Annotated in this window: 11 protein-coding genes and 1 pseudogene; 9 read left to right on the top strand and 3 right to left on the bottom strand. The window is 67.2% G+C overall.

Going from position 1 to position 16,111, the window contains the following annotated elements:
- Nucleotides 1-11: 11 nt before the first annotated feature.
- Nucleotides 12-1,622: an AmpG family muropeptide MFS transporter gene (locus tag ACG0Z6_RS05100; protein WP_394459113.1), complete on the bottom strand. Its 1,611-nt coding sequence runs from the start codon at nucleotides 1,620-1,622 to the stop codon at nucleotides 12-14.
- A gap of 65 nt (nucleotides 1,623-1,687) precedes the next feature.
- On the opposite strand from ACG0Z6_RS05100, the gene ACG0Z6_RS05095 reads away from it, so the two are divergent.
- The 7 genes from ACG0Z6_RS05095 (at nucleotide 1,688) to ACG0Z6_RS05065 (ending at nucleotide 10,763) form a co-directional block, all read left to right on the top strand.
- The gene (locus tag ACG0Z6_RS05095) at nucleotides 1,688-2,227 is read left to right on the top strand and encodes a flavin reductase family protein (protein WP_394459111.1); all 540 of its coding nucleotides are present in this window, start codon (nucleotides 1,688-1,690) and stop codon (nucleotides 2,225-2,227) included.
- Between the two features lie 73 nt (nucleotides 2,228-2,300).
- A complete protein-coding gene (gene pepF / locus ACG0Z6_RS05090; RefSeq protein WP_394459109.1) occupies nucleotides 2,301-4,190 on the top strand; it encodes an oligoendopeptidase F in 1,890 nt (629 codons plus the stop codon).
- A gap of 221 nt (nucleotides 4,191-4,411) precedes the next feature.
- The gene (locus ACG0Z6_RS05085; RefSeq protein ID WP_394459107.1) at nucleotides 4,412-4,966 is read left to right on the top strand and encodes a sigma-70 family RNA polymerase sigma factor; all 555 of its coding nucleotides are present in this window, start codon (nucleotides 4,412-4,414) and stop codon (nucleotides 4,964-4,966) included.
- Nucleotides 4,963-5,901 carry a FecR family protein gene (locus ACG0Z6_RS05080; protein ID WP_394459106.1) on the top strand — a complete coding sequence of 313 codons (939 nt, stop codon included), beginning with the start codon at nucleotides 4,963-4,965 and terminating at the stop codon, nucleotides 5,899-5,901. The genes ACG0Z6_RS05085 and ACG0Z6_RS05080 overlap by 4 nt, the downstream gene beginning before the upstream one ends.
- Nucleotides 5,902-6,021: 120 nt before the next feature.
- Nucleotides 6,022-8,988 (top strand): TonB-dependent receptor, encoded by a 2,967-nt coding sequence (locus tag ACG0Z6_RS05075; RefSeq protein ID WP_394459104.1) that lies wholly within the window; start codon nucleotides 6,022-6,024, stop codon nucleotides 8,986-8,988.
- 46 nt (nucleotides 8,989-9,034) lie between these two features.
- A complete protein-coding gene (locus ACG0Z6_RS05070) occupies nucleotides 9,035-9,646 on the top strand; it encodes a biliverdin-producing heme oxygenase (protein ID WP_394459102.1) in 612 nt (203 codons plus the stop codon).
- Nucleotides 9,621-10,763: a TonB family protein gene (locus tag ACG0Z6_RS05065; protein ID WP_474104011.1), complete on the top strand. Its 1,143-nt coding sequence runs from the start codon at nucleotides 9,621-9,623 to the stop codon at nucleotides 10,761-10,763. The genes ACG0Z6_RS05070 and ACG0Z6_RS05065 overlap by 26 nt, the downstream gene beginning before the upstream one ends.
- Here the strand turns inward: ACG0Z6_RS05065 and ACG0Z6_RS05060 are convergent.
- Nucleotides 10,648-12,326: pseudogene (locus tag ACG0Z6_RS05060) on the bottom strand (methyl-accepting chemotaxis protein); the annotation flags it as partial. The gene ACG0Z6_RS05065 and the pseudogene ACG0Z6_RS05060 sit on opposite strands and share 116 nt — an antisense overlap.
- Before the next feature lie 202 nt (nucleotides 12,327-12,528).
- Here ACG0Z6_RS05060 and ACG0Z6_RS05055 point away from each other — a divergent pair.
- Both ACG0Z6_RS05055 and ACG0Z6_RS05050 read left to right on the top strand, forming a co-directional pair.
- Nucleotides 12,529-13,296, top strand: coding sequence for a DUF4097 family beta strand repeat-containing protein (locus ACG0Z6_RS05055; protein WP_394459096.1), 768 nt, complete (start codon nucleotides 12,529-12,531; stop codon nucleotides 13,294-13,296).
- Nucleotides 13,297-13,308: 12 nt separating this feature from the next.
- The gene (locus ACG0Z6_RS05050) at nucleotides 13,309-15,504 is read left to right on the top strand and encodes a hypothetical protein (RefSeq protein WP_394459094.1); all 2,196 of its coding nucleotides are present in this window, start codon (nucleotides 13,309-13,311) and stop codon (nucleotides 15,502-15,504) included.
- Nucleotides 15,505-15,583: 79 nt separating this feature from the next.
- On the opposite strand, the gene ACG0Z6_RS05045 is transcribed toward ACG0Z6_RS05050, so the two are convergent.
- Nucleotides 15,584-16,072: a lipocalin-like domain-containing protein gene (locus ACG0Z6_RS05045; RefSeq protein WP_394459092.1), complete on the bottom strand. Its 489-nt coding sequence runs from the start codon at nucleotides 16,070-16,072 to the stop codon at nucleotides 15,584-15,586.
- Nucleotides 16,073-16,111 lie beyond the last annotated feature (39 nt).

Here is a 16,111-nt window from a genome sequence, read left to right as displayed (position 1 = left end):
GCGCAAGCCTATCAGCTGGCTGTGGCTTTGGGCGTTTGCTCCAGCAGGCGCAGTGCCGCGCGCCAGTGCCACAGCATCCACAGCGAGGGCAGGCCCACCAGGGTGGAGACCAGGAAGAAGGGCGCCCAGCCCACGGTGTCGGCCAGCACGCCCGCCATGGGGCCCACCCACACGCGGCCCAGCGCGGTAAAGGCCGACAGCAGCGCGAACTGCGTGGCCGTGTAGGGTTGGCGGCACAGGCTCATGAGCAGCGCCAGCAAGGCCGCCGTGCCCATGCCGCCGGTGAGGTTCTCCAGCGTCACCACCAGCAGCAAGCCGCCGTCCAGCGGCGTGGCCTGGGCCAGGCGCACCAAGCCCAGGTCAAAAGCGGGCACGTGCAGCACGCCGAACTGGCCCTGGCCGTGCACGGCCAGCCACCAGTAACCCAGGTTGGAGGCGGTTTGCAGTACGCCAAAGAGCAGCAGCGCGCGCCACAGGCCCAGGCGCAGCATGGCCAGCCCACCCAGCAGCGCCCCGGCGATGGACAGCCACAGGCCGAAGATTTTGTTCACCACGCCCACCTCAGCCGGGCCAAAGCCCAGGCCGTCGATCAAAAACGGCGTGAACAGGGCCAGACCAAACGCGTCGGCCAGCTTGTAGAACACCACCAGCACCAGCATGGCTGCGGCGCTGGGCTGCGCGAAATAGTCGCCTAGCCCCTGGCGCAGGGTGTCGTAGCGCGCCCAGCGTGCGGCGGCCACGGCCAGCGGCAGCGTCAGGGACAGGCCCGTCAGAATGCCCAGCAGGTTCAGCCACTTGCCCAGCAGTGCGGCAGCGGTGTGTGGCCAGAGCTGCTGCAGCAGCGGCAGCAGGGCGTGGTCCAGCCAGGGCGAGATCAAACTGTTGGTGGCCCAGGCCCCCAGGGCCACGGCCAGCACCACGGCGGCAAAGCCGCGCAAATCATGGCCACCGCTGCTGGGCTGGGCGCTGGCGGCTTTGAGGCGCGGCAGCAGCAGCGCCGTCACGCCCGCCGCGCCCACCATCACGGCCGCCATGAGGCGGTAGACCTGCGGCCAGTCCCAGCCCCGGCCCAGCTGCGGGTCCACCCACACAAAGGCCACGCCGCCCGAGAAGATCATGGCCAGGCGGTAGCCCAGCACATTGAGCGAGCCGCCCAGGCCGCGCGCGGCGGGGTCCAGCAGCTCGGTGCGGTAGGCATCGATGAGCACATCCTGCGTGGCCGACAAAAACGCCACCAGCAGCGCCAGCAGCGCAAACAAGCGCAGCTGCTGCGCGGGGTCGGCCCCGGCCAGGGCCCACAGCGCGCCCGCCAGCGCCAGCTGCGTGAGCACCAACCAGCCACGGCGCCGCCCCAGCCCCGGCAGCTCGTAGCGGTCCAGCAGCGGGGCCCAGAGGAATTTGAAGGTGTAGGGCAGGCCCACCAGGCTGAGAAAGCCGATGGTGCTGAGGTCCAGCCCGCGCGCCAGCATCCAGGCCTGCAGGGCCTGGGCGGTGAGCGCCAGCGGCAGCCCCGAGGCCACGCCCAGCACCAGCACCGTGCTCATCTGCCACAGCCGTGTGGGCCAGGGCATGGGGGCGGGCGCAGCGGTGGCGGGCGAGGGGGCGGCGGTGAGTTCGGGCATGGCGGCGCATTCTAGGCAGCGCCCCAGCCTGGGCTGCGCGCGCTTTACCGCGACAATCGGCACCCATGGCTGTGCAAGATTTCCCAAACTCCCCTCACCCCGTGCTGAGCCCGGTGACCGACCCGGCAGACCCGCAGCAGTTCCGCGCTGCGCTGGGCCTGTTCGCCACGGGCGTGACCATCGTCACCGCCATCGCGACGGATGGCCGCCCCGTGGGCTTGACGGCCAACTCCTTCAACTCCGTGTCTCTGGCGCCGCCCCTGGTGCTGTGGAGCTTGTCGCGCGGCGCGGCCTCCATGGCCGTGTTCAGCACGGCGGCGCATTACGCCATCCACATCCTCGCGGCCGAGCAAATGGCGCTGGCGCAGCGCTTTGCCACGCGCGGGGCCGACCGCTTTGCGGGTCTGGCCTGGCACCCAGGTGCGGGGGGCGTGCCCCTGCTGGAAGGTTGCGCGGCCGTGTTTGAATGCGCGCAGCGCAGCCAGCACGAGGAGGGCGATCACGTCATCTTCGTCGGCGAGGTGCAGCGCTGCACACGGCGCGAAGAGGCCCAGCCCCTGATCTATCACGGCGGCCGCTACTACACCGAGCTGCCGCTGGGCTGAGATGCGCGCGCCAGCAGCGCGTGGCGCCTGCGGCTGACTGATTTCTCTTTCTCTCTCTACTCCTATTACAAGCATGAAACGCTCTCTTCTGACCCTGGCGGCGCTGTGCGCGCTGGCCTCCGCGCCAGCCGCGCCGGCGGCAGCACCCGCCTCCACCCCCGCAGCCACCAGCGCCAATGCGCTGCAGGCCTCGGTGTGGAACCTGCAATCGCTCTACGCCAGCGAGGCGCAATGGGAGGCCGAGCGCCAGGCCCTGAGCGCCGAGCTGCCCAAGCTCAAAGCCCTGCAAGGCACGCTGGGCCAAAGTGCCGCCACGCTGCGCGCGGGCCTGGACCAGATCAGCGCCTTCAACCGCCGCCTCATGCGCCTGGCCGTCTACGCCAGCCTCAAGGCCGACGAGAACACCCAGCTCACCGAGCACCAGGCACGCAACCAGCTCGCCACCACCTTGGCCAATCAGGCCGGTGAGGCCACGGCCTGGGTGTCGGCGGACGTGGTGAAGCTGGGCCAGACCCAAGTCGAGGCCTTTATTGCCGCCGAGCCCGGTCTGGCCCGTCATGCGCAAACCCTGCGCACCCTGGTGCGCCGTGCCGCCCACACCCTCAGCAGCAGCGAAGAAGGCCTGATGGCCAGCGCTGCCGAGCCGCTGCAGCAGCCCTCCGAGATCTACAACCTGCTGAGCAACGCCGACCTGCCCTGGCCCAAGCTCACCGTGCGCGGCAAGACCGTGGTGCTGGACCAGGAGCAATACGTGGCCCTGCGCGCCGACCCCGATCCCAAGGTGCGCGAGCAAGTCTTCAAGACCTTCTGGCCGGTCTACAAGGCCTATGAGCGCACCATCGGTGCGATCTACACCGCCCACCTCAAAGGCACTGCCTTCGAAGCCCGTGCCCGCAAATACCCCAACAGCCTGAGCATGGCGCTGGCCGGGGACAACATTCCCGAGTCCGTCTACCGCACCCTGGTGCAAGAAGCGCGCGCTGCGCTGCCCGTGCTGCACCGCTACTTGAAGCTGCGCACCCAGATGCTGGGCCTCAAGCAAGCCGGTTACCAAGACATGTACGTGGCGCTGGCCAAGTCCGACAAGCGCTACACCCAGCCCGAAGGCGAAGCCCTGACCCTGGCCGCGCTGCAGCCCCTGGGCAGCGACTACACCACCACGTTGAAGAAAGCCTTTGGCGAGGGCTGGATGCACGCCGTGCCGCAGCGCGGCAAGCGCTCAGGTGCCTACATGAACGGCGCGGCCTACGACGTGCACCCCTTCTTGCTGATGAGCTACAACGGCGACCTCAGCAGCGTCTCCACGCTGGCGCATGAATGGGGCCACGCCATGCACACGGTCTACGCCAACAGCCAGCCCTTCGAGAACGCCAACTACGCCACCTTCACGGCGGAGATTCCCTCCACCGCCAACGAGCTGCTGCTGGCCGACTACATGCTCGCCCAGGCCAAGACCCGCGACGAGAAAATCTTCGCGCTCAGCCAGCAACTAGAAAACCTGCGCGGCACCTTCTTCCGCCAGGCCATGTTTGCCGAGTTCGAACTGGCCGCGCACGAGGCCGTGGGCAAGGGCGAGGCCGTCAACGGCGAAAAGCTCTCCAGCATCTACCTGGACTTGCTGCGTCACTACCATGGCCATGCGCAGGGCGTGGTCCACATCGACGCGCTCTACGGCGTGGAGTGGGCCTACATCCCGCACTTCTACGGCAACTTCTACGTCTACCAGTACGCCACCAGCATCAGCGCGGCGGCCTACTTTGCCGAAGGCATTGGCAAGGGCGACAGCGCCACGCGCGAACGTTTCTTCACCCTGCTCAAAGCCGGCGGCTCGGCCGACCCCTATGTGCTGACGCGCAACGCTGGTGTGGATCTGGCCCAGCCTGAACCCTACCGCGCCCTGGTGCGCCGCATGGAGCACGGCGTGCAGCAACTCGAAGCCCTGCTGGGAAGCAAGGCGCACTGAGCGGGCGCGATGCCCCGCTTTTGAACCCCGGGCACGCGGCCTTTGGCCCGTGCCCGATGCCCGCCACGCAGCGGTGCCAAGCCCCTGGCGTGGCACAAGTCCCCCCCCTGCGGCCCTAGCCGCAGCCCCCCCCAAAGCCCACAGTGCCCGCGCGTCCTGCCCTGGACGGCTGCGGCTTTGCCTGCTATTGTTGCGACCAATTCGCATTTGCATTTCAGAACATGATTTCACCGCTGTCGTCCGACACGGGTTTGTCGGCAGGGGCAGGGCAGGGGTGGCGTGAAGCGTTAGGGCGCTTGTACCGTGAGCACCAGCCTTGGCTGCAGGGCTGGTTGCGCCGCAAGCTGCAGCAAGACGAGCCCGCCGCCGACCTGGCGCAGGACACCTTTGTGCGCCTGCTGCGCCGCGCCACCGACACCGAGGCACTGCGCGCGCCACGCGCCTACCTCAGCACCATCGCACACGGGCTGTTGGTCAACCACTGGCAGCGCCAGGACCTGGAAGCCGCCTACCTCGCGGAGCTGGCTGCGCAGGGCGAGCCGCAGGCCCCATCGCCCGAGCTGCGTCTGCAGCAGCTGCAGCAACTCATGGCTTTGCAGCAGTTGCTCGATGGTTTGCCACCCAAGGCCGCGCGCGCCTTTTTGATGGCCCGTCTGGAGGGCATGAGCTATGCCGACATTGCCACCGAGCTGGGCGTGAGCGAGCGCATGGTCAAGCACTACATGGCGCAGGCGCTGCGCCAGGGTTTGCAGCGCCCGCTGGACGCAGCGGCATGAGCGCTCCGGGCCTGGACCCCGCGGTGCTGGACGCCGCGGTGCACTGGTTTGTGCAGCTGCAAGCGGCCAAGCCCGCTGAACGCGCCACCCTGATGCCGCACTGGCAGGCTTGGCTTGGTGCGCACGAGGCCCATGCCCGCGCATGGACCGAGGTCGAGGCTTTGTGGGGGCGCTTTGACGCGCTGCCCCAAGGCCCCGGCGCGGGCGCTGCGGCGCAGCAGGCCCTGCAGCACAGCCGCCGCAGGGCTTTGCGTCGCGCCGGCAGCGCGGCCTTGGGTCTGCTGGCGGTGGCCAGCCCCGTGCTGTGGCTGGCGCAGCAGCGCCCCGAGTTGCACACCGCGCACGGTCAAACCGCGCACTGGACCCTGGCCGATGGCGCCGGGGTCTGGCTCAACAGCGGCAGCGAGGTGCGGCTGCACGCGCAAGCGCCCCAGACGCATCTGCGGCTCGAAGACGGGGAGCTGTTTGTCGAGTCCGGTGCCCAGCCGCTGCGCCTGAGCGTGGGCGCGCTGCAGCTGCACAGCCAGGGCGCGCACCTGGCCTTGCAGCGGCGCGACGCCGCACCCTGGCTGCATGTGTTTGAGGGGGCGGTGCGCGTGGCTGGGCCTGAGCACGCGCCCTACTGGGTGCGCGCGCACCAGGCCCGGGCCTTGCAAGACGACGGCCAAGGCCGCCACGCGGCCGCCCAAGTCCAGCGCGAATCCTGGCGGCGCGGTTTGCTGGTGGCGCAGTCCCTGCGCCTGGACGAGTTTTTGCAGGAACTCGGCCAGCACCACCGCGTGTGGTTGAGCTGCGAGCCCGCTGTTGCAGCGCGGCGGCTGTTTGGCAGCTACGAGCTGGCCCAGCTCGACCACAGCTTGCAAGCCGCTGCCCAGGCTCTGGGTCTGCGTTTGCGCCGCCCCCTGCCGGGCTGGGTGCAGGTGCTGGCCGCATAGCGCACGCACGAGCCCGCGGGCATTTCCCTTTTGCGCGTCTGGCCGGGCCTACAGGTCATGCGGCGCGCGTGCGGCACCTTGCAGGCGCGCCCCCTCCATCCAACAACAACTCATGGCGTGATGAATTCCAAGCCCCGCACCCGACACCTCCGTCTCAGTCCCGTTCACCTGGCTGTGTTGGCTCTTGCACCTTGGGTGCTGTGGGCGCCGCCCGTCTGGGCGCAAGCCAGCACCGCGCCGACCCAGGCCGCTCAGGGGCTGCAGTCTTTTGACATTGCCGCCGGGCCGCTGGCACAGGCTTTGGCGCAGTTCACGCAGCAAAGCCGCCTGAGCTTCTCGGTGGACGCGCAGCTGCTGCAGGGCCGCAACAGCCCGGGCCTGCGTGGCACGCACACCCCACGCCAGGCGCTGGAGGCCTTGCTGGTGGGCAGTGGCTTGACGCTGCAAAGCGGCGCACAGGGCGTGCTGACGCTGGTGCCCGAGCCCAGCGCGGCTGGGGCGCGCCGCCTCGGGCCGCTGCGCGTGCAAGGCGCGGGCGGCGCACTGTTCCAGGGCCCGGCTCTGCACGGCAGCAGCGAGCAGTCGGCGCAGGAGGTCTATACCGAGGCCCGCTCCAGCGTGGCGCTGAACCGTCAGCATGTGGAGCGCTTTCGCGGCACCTCGCCGGCCGACATCCTGCGCGGCCAACCCGGCATCCAGGTGGGTGATGCCCGCAACGGCCACGCGCTGGACGTGAACGTGCGCGGCCTGCAGGGCCAGGGCCGCGTGCCCGTGGTGGTGGATGGCACGGTGCAGTTCCTGGAGGTCTCGCGCGGCTACACCGGCACGCAGACGCGCAGCTATCTGGACCCCGATCTGGTGGGCCAGCTGCAGGTTCAAAAAGGCCCGGGCCTGGACTTGGGGGCGGCGGGCGCCATTGGCGGCGTGGTGCAGGTGCAAACCTTGCAGGCCAGCGACATCCTGGCCGAGGGGCAAAACCAGGGCGTGCGTCTGCGCATGGGTTTGGCTGACAACACCCGCGAGCCGACCTCGGGCTTTCGCACCGTGCCGCGCAGGGCTCCGGCGCCCATCTGGCAGCTCGACAACCATCACCTCTCAGTGGCGGCGGCCTGGCGCACGCCGCAGTGGGAAGCGCTTGCCGCCGTGGTTCACCGCGAGGCCGGCAACTACTTCGCGGGCGAGAAGGGCGCGCAGCGCTACCTCACGGCGCAGCGCAAACCCGATGGCACGGGCCTGAGCAGCACGCCGGTGGCCAAGCTCTTTCGTGCGGGTGATGAGGTGCTCAACACCCACAGCCGCAGCGACTCCTTGCTGCTCAAAGGCGGCTGGCGCCCCACCCAAGACCATGCGCTGGAGCTGAGCTGGCGCCACACCCGCGCGCGCCACGCCGAGATCATGGCCTCGGCCATCATGCGCACCCCTGAGCCCGAGCCCGGCAGTGGCACCGTCTATGCCGAGGCGCCCAACACCATGTACCAGTTCGAGCCGGGGCGCATGCGTCAAAACGCGCTGAGCCTGCAGCACCGCTGGCAGCCTGTGGGGCAAAGCCTGCTGGACCTGCGCAGCACCGTGTGGGCCACGCGCAGCGACACCCTGATGTGGAACGCCCCGGCGGGCTCCACCCCCACGCTGGTGGCCGTGCCCATCAGCGGCTTGGGTGACCCCCAGGGCGACACCTACCAGTGGGCGCTGCGCTCCGAGCTGCGCAACAGTCGCGTGGGCGCGCAGGTGGGCAACACCAGCCGCTTGTTTGTGGGCACGCAGGAGTTCACCTTCAACTACGGGCTGGACTACCAGCACGAGCGCCTGGGCCCGGGCCGTGCCATGCCGCGCACCGAGGTGGACTTGCGCAACAACCGCTTCTACCGCTATGGCGAGCGCCGCGAGTTCAGCGCCCTGGCGTCGGTGAAATGGCAGCCCAACGAGCACTGGGCGCTGCAGCTGGGCGGACGCTATCAAAGCGTGAATGTGCAGGACTTCAACCGCAATGCCACGGCCACGGCCTGGGCGCAGCGCCCGGTGCGCGCCGCCATGCTGACCAAAGACGGTAAGCCCCTGGCCAATGGCTATGTCTATTGGTTGCCTGATGCCAAGGGGCAGTTCACCGAGGCTTCGCTGCGGGCCAGCCCGCACCGGCGCGGTGTGGCGGGGGATCTGGACTGGAACGGCTTCAAGCCCTTCGGCAGCTTCCAGCTCAAGGAGGCCTCGGCCTGGCGTTGGAGTGAACCGCTGCGCGCCACGGCCAAGCGCTTCACGCCCCAAGCCAGCGTGAGCTTCAAGCCCGATGAGCACAGCCAGCTCTACGCCCGCTACGCCGAAGGCTTGCGCGCTCCCGCACTGGCCGAAGCCACTTTGGGCCACCCCTTTGCGGTCCCCACAGCCGGTACGCGCGCCGAACACAGCCACAGCTGGGAGCTGGGTACCAGCACCCAGCGCAGCAACTTCCTGGCCCAGGGCGACCGCGCTGCCTTCAAAGCGGCCTACTTCAACAACCGCGTGGACGACTACATCACCCGCACTTTTGACCCCCAAACCTATGCCTACACCATCCGCAATGTCGACCGTTTCGACACCGCAGGCTGGGAGTTCCAGGCCAGCTGGGGGCACCGAAGCGGCTTTGTGGAGCTTGGCGGCACGCGCCATCTGAGCGCACGCACCTGCGACTTGAAGATGGCCACAGCCCTGCGTGCCAACGATGCGACGGCCCAGACCCCCGATTGCGTGGACGGCGGCTTTGGAGCCGCTTACACCAACACGCAAAACCCGCCCAAGTACAGCGCCAGCGCCACGCTGGGCCTGCACCTGTTGGCGCAGCGTCTGACGCTGGGCACGCGCGTGCTGCACCACAGCCGCCCGCTCACGCGCCTCACCCAGCCCTGGCATTTGGCGGCCTACACCACGGTGCAGCAGTACTACCTGCCCACCACCACCGTGGACCTGTTTGCCAGCGCCAAGCTCAGCCCGGCGGCGCAGCTCAATGTGCAGCTGGACAACGCCACCGACCGCTACCACCTCGACGCGCTGGCCCAGTCGCCCATGCCCGCGCCAGGGCGCACGCTGCGGGTGGATTTGAGCCTGAGCTTCTAAGCCCACGCGACCCCTCCTCCCCCTTGCTTTCAAACCGTCCTTTTCTATGCACACCGACACGCAAGCACAAGCCCCCGCTGCCCAGGCCAGCGCCGCGCGCGCCCTGCGCCTCAAGGCCGCCAGCCACGCCACGCATGAGCGGCTGGACCAACGCATCATGGCCAGCCAGCCCTTTGTCCATGTGGGCAACTACCTGAAGTTCCTGCACGTGCAGCACCGCTTCCATCACGACATCAGCGCGCTGTACCGCCACAGCTTGCTGCAGGCCCTGGTGCCGGACTTGTCGGCGCGCCAGCGTCTGCAGGCTTTGGAGCAGGACTTGCGCGACCTCGGCGCTGAGCCCGAGCGCCTGGGCGCCCCGGCTTTGGACGCGGGCCTGGACCTGGCCACGGCCATGGGTTGGTTGTATGTGGCCGAAGGCTCCAACCTTGGCGGTGCCGTGCTGTTCAAGCTGGCAGGACGCCTGGGCCTGGACGAGCACCATGGTGCGCGCCACCTGGCCGCTCACCCCGATGGCGTGCTGCGCCACTGGCGCCAATTCACCGATGTGCTGGAGCTCCTGCCCCTGAACACCGTCGAAGAAGAGCGGCTGTTTGCTGGTGCGCGTGCGGCCTTCCAGCGCGTGCACCAGCATGTGGACGCGGTCTTTGCAGGCTGAGCCCGGCGTGAGCACCCTCGCACCCTGGCTGCGCTGGCCCCTGCTGGCGCTGGGTGGGCTGTGCCTGGGCTTGGCGCTCCTGGGCGCCGTGCTGCCGCTGTTGCCCAGCACGGTGTTTGTCATCGCGGCGGCGGCTTGCTTTTGCCGCGCCTCGCCGCGGGCCCAGGCCTGGCTGTGGGCGCACCCGCAGCTGGGCCCACCGCTGCGCGCCTGGCAGCAATACGGCGCGCTGAGCCGCCGCTCCAAGGCCGCAGCCTGTGCAGGTATGGCCATGGGGCTGGGTGTGCTGGGCACCAGTGCCATGGCGCCGCGTGTGTCGGTGTGGGGCAGTGCGCTCGTGCTGGCCGCGGTGGCGCTGTACCTGCTCACCCGTCCCACTCTCTCGAGGGGCCAAGTGCGGCCAGCGCTCCGGGGTTGGCGGCCGCGTGCTGCGCGCTGGCCCGGCGTGCTGGGCGTGACGATCCCCTGTGCGCTGCTGGCTGTGCTGTGCTGGCACAAGCCTGAGCAGCACCGACCCCAAGCGCCGCACCCGGCGCCCATCATGGTGCGGCTGCCGCTGGATGCGGCTTTGCCCGCACCGCCGCTGGAGCCTGCGCCCTTGCCGCAGGCTCAGCCCCAGCGGCCCGAGGCTCCGCCTTTGCTCTTGGCTCCGCTGTTGCCTGATGTGCTGGAGCCCGCCGCAGCGGCCCCAGCGCCAAGCGCCAAGGCGCACAGCCGCAGCACGGCCAGCACGCCCAATACCCATGCTGAGGCGCCCGCACCGGCGCTGCCAGCCACGGCTGTGGCCGCCAGCCCGGCACTGCCGCCAGCGGCTACGCTCAGCCGCAGCGGGCAAGACAGTTGGGAGGGGCGGGTGCTGGCGCATCTGGAGCGCTACCGGCAATACCCGGCGGCTGAGCGCGCCCAGCGCATCCAGGGTGTGAGCTATGTGCGCCTGCGCCTGAATCGACAAGGCCAGCTCTTGCAGCTGGCCTTGTTGCGCAGCAGCGGTCATGGCGGTTTGGACCGCGCGGCGCTGGCCACCTTGCGCCGCGCCGCGCCGCTACCGGCCATCCCGGCCGGGCTGCCCGAGGAGCTGGAGCTGCAGCTGCCCGTGGAGTTCTTCCTGCAGGGCTGAGCTGCGCCGCCGAAGCCCTCAAGCCAGCCGGAAGGTCTGCATGGCTTGCACCAGCGACTGGGCTTGCTGGCGCAGGCTCTCGGCGGCAGCGGCAGATTCCTCCACCAGCGCGGCGTTTTGCTGGGTGGCCTGGTCCAGCTGGGTCACGGCGGTGCCAATCTGGCCCACGCCTTCGCTTTGCTCGGCACTGGCGGTGGTGATTTCGCCCATGATGTCGGTGACGCGGCGGATGGCGTTGACCACCTCTTGCATGGTGTTGCCCGCTTGGTCCACAAGCTGCGTGCCTTGCTCCACGCGCTCGACGCTGGCACTGATGAGGGTTTTGATTTCCTTGGCCGCTTCGGCGCTGCGCTGGGCCAGCGAGCGCACCTCGCCTGCCACCACCGCAAAGCCCCGGCCTTGCTCGCCAGCTCGCGCCGCTTCCACAGCGGCGTTGAGCGCCAGGATGTTGGTCTGGAAGGCGATGCCGTCGATGACGGAGATGATTTCGTTGATGCGGCGCGAGGATTCGTTGATGCCGCGCATGGTGTCCACCACCTGCATCACCACTTGCCCGCCCTCCATGGCCACATCAGAGGCCTTTTGGGCCAGCTGGTTGCCTTGATTGGCGGACTCGACGTTCTGGCTCACGGTGCCGCTGAGCTGCACCATGGAGCTGGAGGTCTGCTGCAGGGCGCCGGCTTGCTCTTCGGTGCGTTGGCTCAGGTCGGCGTTGCCCTGGGAGATTTGTGTGCTGGCGGTGGCGACTTGGTCTGCCGATTCGCGCACCGAGCGGATCACCGTGGACAGGCCAGCTTGCATCTGACACATGGCTTGGCGCAGCAGCGCCACCTCGTCACGCCCTTGGTTTGCAATGGGTTGGCTGAGGTCCCCTTTGGCGATGAGCAGCATCTGGCCGCAGGCGTCTTGTAGCGGCACGGTGATGGAGCGTGCCATGAGCCAACCACCGGAGATGGACAACACCATGGCCACGACGATGAGGCCAATGCAAATGTTGCGTGCCAACTCGACCGTGCTGTCTCCCTTGATGTTGGCCTCTTTGGCCAGCGCGACATTCAGGTCCACGATGTCTGACAGCAGATCGTCCGCCACCTGGAAGGTCTTGAGGGCCTCGGTCTGCATGATCTTCATGGCCAGCGCGTTGTCGTCGGCATAGCTGGCTTTTTGCACTTTCGCCGCCGCTTCCATGTAGCGCGGCCAGACTGCATCAAAGCGCTTGAGCAGGTCGACTTCCTTGGGGGTCAGTTCGGTTTTGCGGTAGCGATCCAGCAGCTCGTTCATCTTGGCCACATGGTCGTCCATGGTCTTGCCAATGGCCACCATGCCGCGCTGGTCGGTCTCGATCACATAGGCATAGAGGGCCCGGTTTTGATAGATGGCCTGCATATTGGCGTTGGCCACGGTGGTGATGGGCACGAGCTGATTGGCGTACATATCGTCCAGCAACTCGGCCACTTGTTGCAGGCGGCTCAAACCAAACAAGCCCACCGCCAAGGTCAGCAACGCACCTGTCAGGGTCACCGCCAGCAGACGGGTTCCCACACGAAAGTCAGACAAAGCCATAACAACACTCCCTAATACCTGTGCAGGTACTTTCGGTGCGAGTGTGCGGTGTCTTGATGGGGGTAGGGTGGCACTTTGGCACGCTCTTGGCGTTTATGAACTGAAGTCATTCTCAGAAAAAGAGCGGTGTTTGAAAGGGTGCGTCTTGCGCACAATGCGCGTCGTCCTTGGGATGTTTCAAGGATTCCTTACTTCATTACCCATGCTCAAAACTTCAAAAGTTCTCGCTTTGGTGTCGGCGCTGCTGCTTGGCGCGCCGCTGGCTCGGGCCCAAGCTCAGCTCGATGTGGCGGCTGATACAGCCCAGGCCTTGTCCGTGCGCAGCGCGGTCGCGTTCAATCAAGTGCAAGGCCATCAGGGCCCTTTGCAGCTGCGCTTGCATGGGCCCGCTGGGTTGACGCTGCCGACGCTGGCGCTACAACGCCACGGGCAAACCTTGGTGCTGGACCTGGGGCAGCTGGAGCCTTCACTGGCCGCTCAGCTGCGGCTGGATGTGTTCTTGCCTGCCGCGTGGACTTTGAAGATGCACAGCACGGGGCAGCGTTTGCGCGTGGCCCATGTCGGTGCGGCGGTTCAGCTCAGTGACGAGGCTGGCGCTGTGTTTCTCGAAAACGTGGGCCGCTTGCAGCTGCATGACGAGGGGGGCGACATTGAGCTCAACAACGCCGCCTGGAGTGCCGCCGCGCAGGTGCGCATTCAAGATGGCGCTGGGCATATCACCGTGCGCCATTTCAACGGCCAGCTGCGCATCAACGATGGCGCGGGCGACATCACGGCGCAGCAGCTCAAGGGCCAGCTGCGCATTGAAGACGGCTCGGGCTGGGTGGATGTGAGCGGCGCGGAGCAGGTGTTTTTGCACGACGGCTCGGGCGACCTGCGGGTGCGCGACGCCAAATCCCTGGTGCTGGAGCGCGACCGCTCGGGGGCCCAATCCATCACCAATGTGCCTGTGATTCGCCGCGTTGACTGAAAGAGCATGACCATGAAGTACCCCTATTCCCTCGTCGTCGCGGCACTGGGCGCGATGCTCAGCGCCAATGCGCAGTCCAACACCCAAGCCAACGGCTATCAAGCGCCACGCGCTTGTCCGGTGCTGCCCCAGCTCAGCTGCGCGTCGCTGGCGGGCCAAACCCCCACGCTGCTGATTGCGCGCGGTCAAGGCCAGTTCTCACCTTGGAACTATGTGCAACCCATCGATGTGGCCGAGCGCGAGTCGGTCTCGGTGCTGGTGTGCAATATGGAAAACCACAGCGTGCAGTCCAAGCACTGGGAAGGTGCTGGCGCGCTGATTCCGCAGCTGGTGCGCAACGTGGGTGCAAACGCCAGCTTGAACATCTTGGTGGACAACTCGGCCAACGTGAACTTGAGCGGGCGCCTGACCCTGGGTGAGAACACATTGCAGGCGGACGGCACGCTGCTGGAGCAAACGCGCGACACCCATCCCTCGCTGATTGGCCGTTTGGTACAGGGCCACATGGGTGCGGGGGCCAACGTCAAGCTGGAAGTGCGCCGTTCGGCCAACGTCACGTTGACGCAGACCGGCGCGCATCTGCACATCGGCGGCGGCTCGCTCATCGACCAACTGTTTTCACCCGCGGCTGACAACGCCACCGCTCAGCAGCCCTGTGTGGATGTGCGCGTGGACGACAGCGCCAATGTGCAGCGCAGCGCCGCCAGCGGCGGGCAGCTGACGGTGGGCTCGGGCCAGCTCATCAACGAGTTGCTGGACCGCCCGCTGAACCAGGCGCAGGTGCAGGTGCATATGAACCGCACGGCCAATGTCACGGCGCAACAAGTGCGCATCTTCAAGGGCGAGCTGGTGGATGAGCTGGTGGACACTGGCGAGGTCAACGGTGACCACTACAAGCTCAACCTCACCGATGTGGCCGCTATCAAGAGCCAGGAGCTGCACATCGATGACGCCGAGCTGATCGACGAGTTGGTCGATGGCGGCGCGGCGCACAAAGCGTGGTTTGAGCTGCGCTTGGAGCGTGTGGCCAAGGTCAACGCCGACACGCAAGTGCGCATCCATGAGGGCGAGCTGGTGGACGAGCTGCTGGACTTGCAAAGCCTGGACGCCAGCACGGTGGACAGCCGCCTCACCGATGTGGGCAACGTCGTCACCAAGGAGCTGCGCATCACCGAGGGTGACTTGATCGACGAAACCCTGGATGCCGAGAACATCATCAGCAGCGGCGTGAGCACCACGCTGCGCAATGTGGCCAATGTGCAGGCCGATGTGCTGAGCATCTGGGAGGGCGAGCTGATAGACGAGGTGGTGGATGCCGAGAAGTTCGACCGTTCGCGCGTGCGTGTGGACTTCATCGGCTCGGCCAATGTGGATGCCAAGCAAGTGGACATTCACCAGGGCGAGCTGGTGGACGAGGCCATCGACGGCGCTGACTACCTGGCCTCCACGCTGACGGTGGGCTTTGACAATGCGGCCAATGTGCGCGCCACGCGCCTGAGCATTCGCGAGGGCGAGTTGGTGGATGAGGCGGTGGACATTGAGTCCCTCATTCAAGACTCCAACATCACCGTGACGCTGCAAAACACGGCCAATGTGCGCGAGGGCAATTTGCACATCGTCGATGGCGAGCTCATTGATGAACTGGTGGATGTGCAGCAGGCGCAGCGCAGCACGCTCAACATCACCGTGGGCCACACCGCCGTGGTGGGCAATCCGGTGCTGCCGGGCAAGGTGGGTGTGGAGCTGACGCGTGGCAGCTTGATGGACGAGTTTTTTGACCTGGGCGACAAGCTCGGGCAGCTCACTGCGCAACTGAGCATTGCCGACAGCGCCAATGTCTGGGCCGAGTCCATCCGCTTTGACCAGTCGCAGCTGCTGCATGAGTTCGTGGACGCCGCACGCGGCAAGAGCTTCACGCTCAACGTCTCGGTGTCACGCAGCGCCAACACGAATTCGCGTCAAGCGCCGCAGCTGCTCAACGGCAGCCGCATCGCGGCAGACCTGGTGTCGGTGGCCCAGGCCAGCGAGGGCCGCGTCACGGCCAGCGTGCTGCAGTCCGGGATGACGAATGCTTTGTCACCGCTGGCATTGCCGCGTGTGGAAGTGACTGGCCGCGCCGCACCTGCGCCAGCGGAGGCTGAGGAAGGCCCGGTGGCCGGTTGGTTCTCTGCCGTGTGGCGCCGCATCGTGCAGGCGTTGGGAGGCTGAGGCCCGCGGGCAAGCCAGCAGAAAAAAGGGCACCCCACAGGGTGCCCTTTTTGCTTGCGTCCAGTCCAGCGCTAGATGCTTACTTTGCTGCGCGCTCGAAGGTCACGATGGAGCGTGACTCGCCCTTTTCGGGCCAGTTGGGCATCACGCGCCACGGGGTCAGCACCTGCAAGCGTGTGCCGTCGAGCTTGTAGTTGCGCACCTGCTTGGTGCCCACCCATGCGGGGTTCCAGGCCACTTCAACGTTGGTGGCAAAGGTGGTGTCGGTCAACTCATAGCTGCCGGTGTAGGAGACCAGGGTGGAGAGCAGCTTGGCGTTTTCGGCGTCGCTCTTGCCCGGGGTGCGGCCTTCGCCGGTGAGGATGAAGAACACGCGACCGTCTTTGCCAAAGTTGACGTAGCCCGTGGGCTTTTTGCCCATCACGTCATCCAACTCTCCCGTCGCTTTGGTCTCGACCTGGTAGGACACCAGCTTCCAGAGACCTTGCACTTTGCTCGCCTGATCTTGCGCATAGGCGCCCAGAGCAAGGGCGCTACCGACCAGGGCCACACTGAGTTGCTTGAACATGAGGGTTCCTTTCAAAGAGGTGGTGGGGAGGATCGCGGG

Source organism: Roseateles rivi (assembly GCF_043555845.1).
GTDB lineage: Bacteria > Pseudomonadota > Gammaproteobacteria > Burkholderiales > Burkholderiaceae_C > Roseateles > Roseateles rivi.
This window is presented reverse-complemented; position numbering and strand designations above follow the sequence as displayed.

What these genes read in the sequence shown, in the direction of transcription:
- ACG0Z6_RS05045 (WP_394459092.1), bottom strand. Translation starts at nt 16,072, where the DNA reads ATGTTCAAGCAACTCAGTGTGGCCCTGGTCGGTAGCGCCCTTGCTCTG.
- ACG0Z6_RS05070 (WP_394459102.1), top strand. Translation starts at nt 9,035, where the DNA reads ATGCACACCGACACGCAAGCACAAGCCCCCGCTGCCCAGGCCAGCGCC.
- ACG0Z6_RS05085 (WP_394459107.1), top strand. Translation starts at nt 4,412, where the DNA reads ATGATTTCACCGCTGTCGTCCGACACGGGTTTGTCGGCAGGGGCAGGG.
- ACG0Z6_RS05080 (WP_394459106.1), top strand. Translation starts at nt 4,963, where the DNA reads ATGAGCGCTCCGGGCCTGGACCCCGCGGTGCTGGACGCCGCGGTGCAC.
- ACG0Z6_RS05055 (WP_394459096.1), top strand. Translation starts at nt 12,529, where the DNA reads ATGCTCAAAACTTCAAAAGTTCTCGCTTTGGTGTCGGCGCTGCTGCTT.
- ACG0Z6_RS05050 (WP_394459094.1), top strand. Translation starts at nt 13,309, where the DNA reads ATGAAGTACCCCTATTCCCTCGTCGTCGCGGCACTGGGCGCGATGCTC.
- ACG0Z6_RS05065 (WP_474104011.1), top strand. Translation starts at nt 9,621, where the DNA reads ATGTGGACGCGGTCTTTGCAGGCTGAGCCCGGCGTGAGCACCCTCGCA.
- ACG0Z6_RS05100 (WP_394459113.1), bottom strand. Translation starts at nt 1,622, where the DNA reads ATGCCCGAACTCACCGCCGCCCCCTCGCCCGCCACCGCTGCGCCCGCC.
- ACG0Z6_RS05075 (WP_394459104.1), top strand. Translation starts at nt 6,022, where the DNA reads ATGAATTCCAAGCCCCGCACCCGACACCTCCGTCTCAGTCCCGTTCAC.
- ACG0Z6_RS05095 (WP_394459111.1), top strand. Translation starts at nt 1,688, where the DNA reads ATGGCTGTGCAAGATTTCCCAAACTCCCCTCACCCCGTGCTGAGCCCG.
- pepF (WP_394459109.1), top strand. Translation starts at nt 2,301, where the DNA reads ATGAAACGCTCTCTTCTGACCCTGGCGGCGCTGTGCGCGCTGGCCTCC.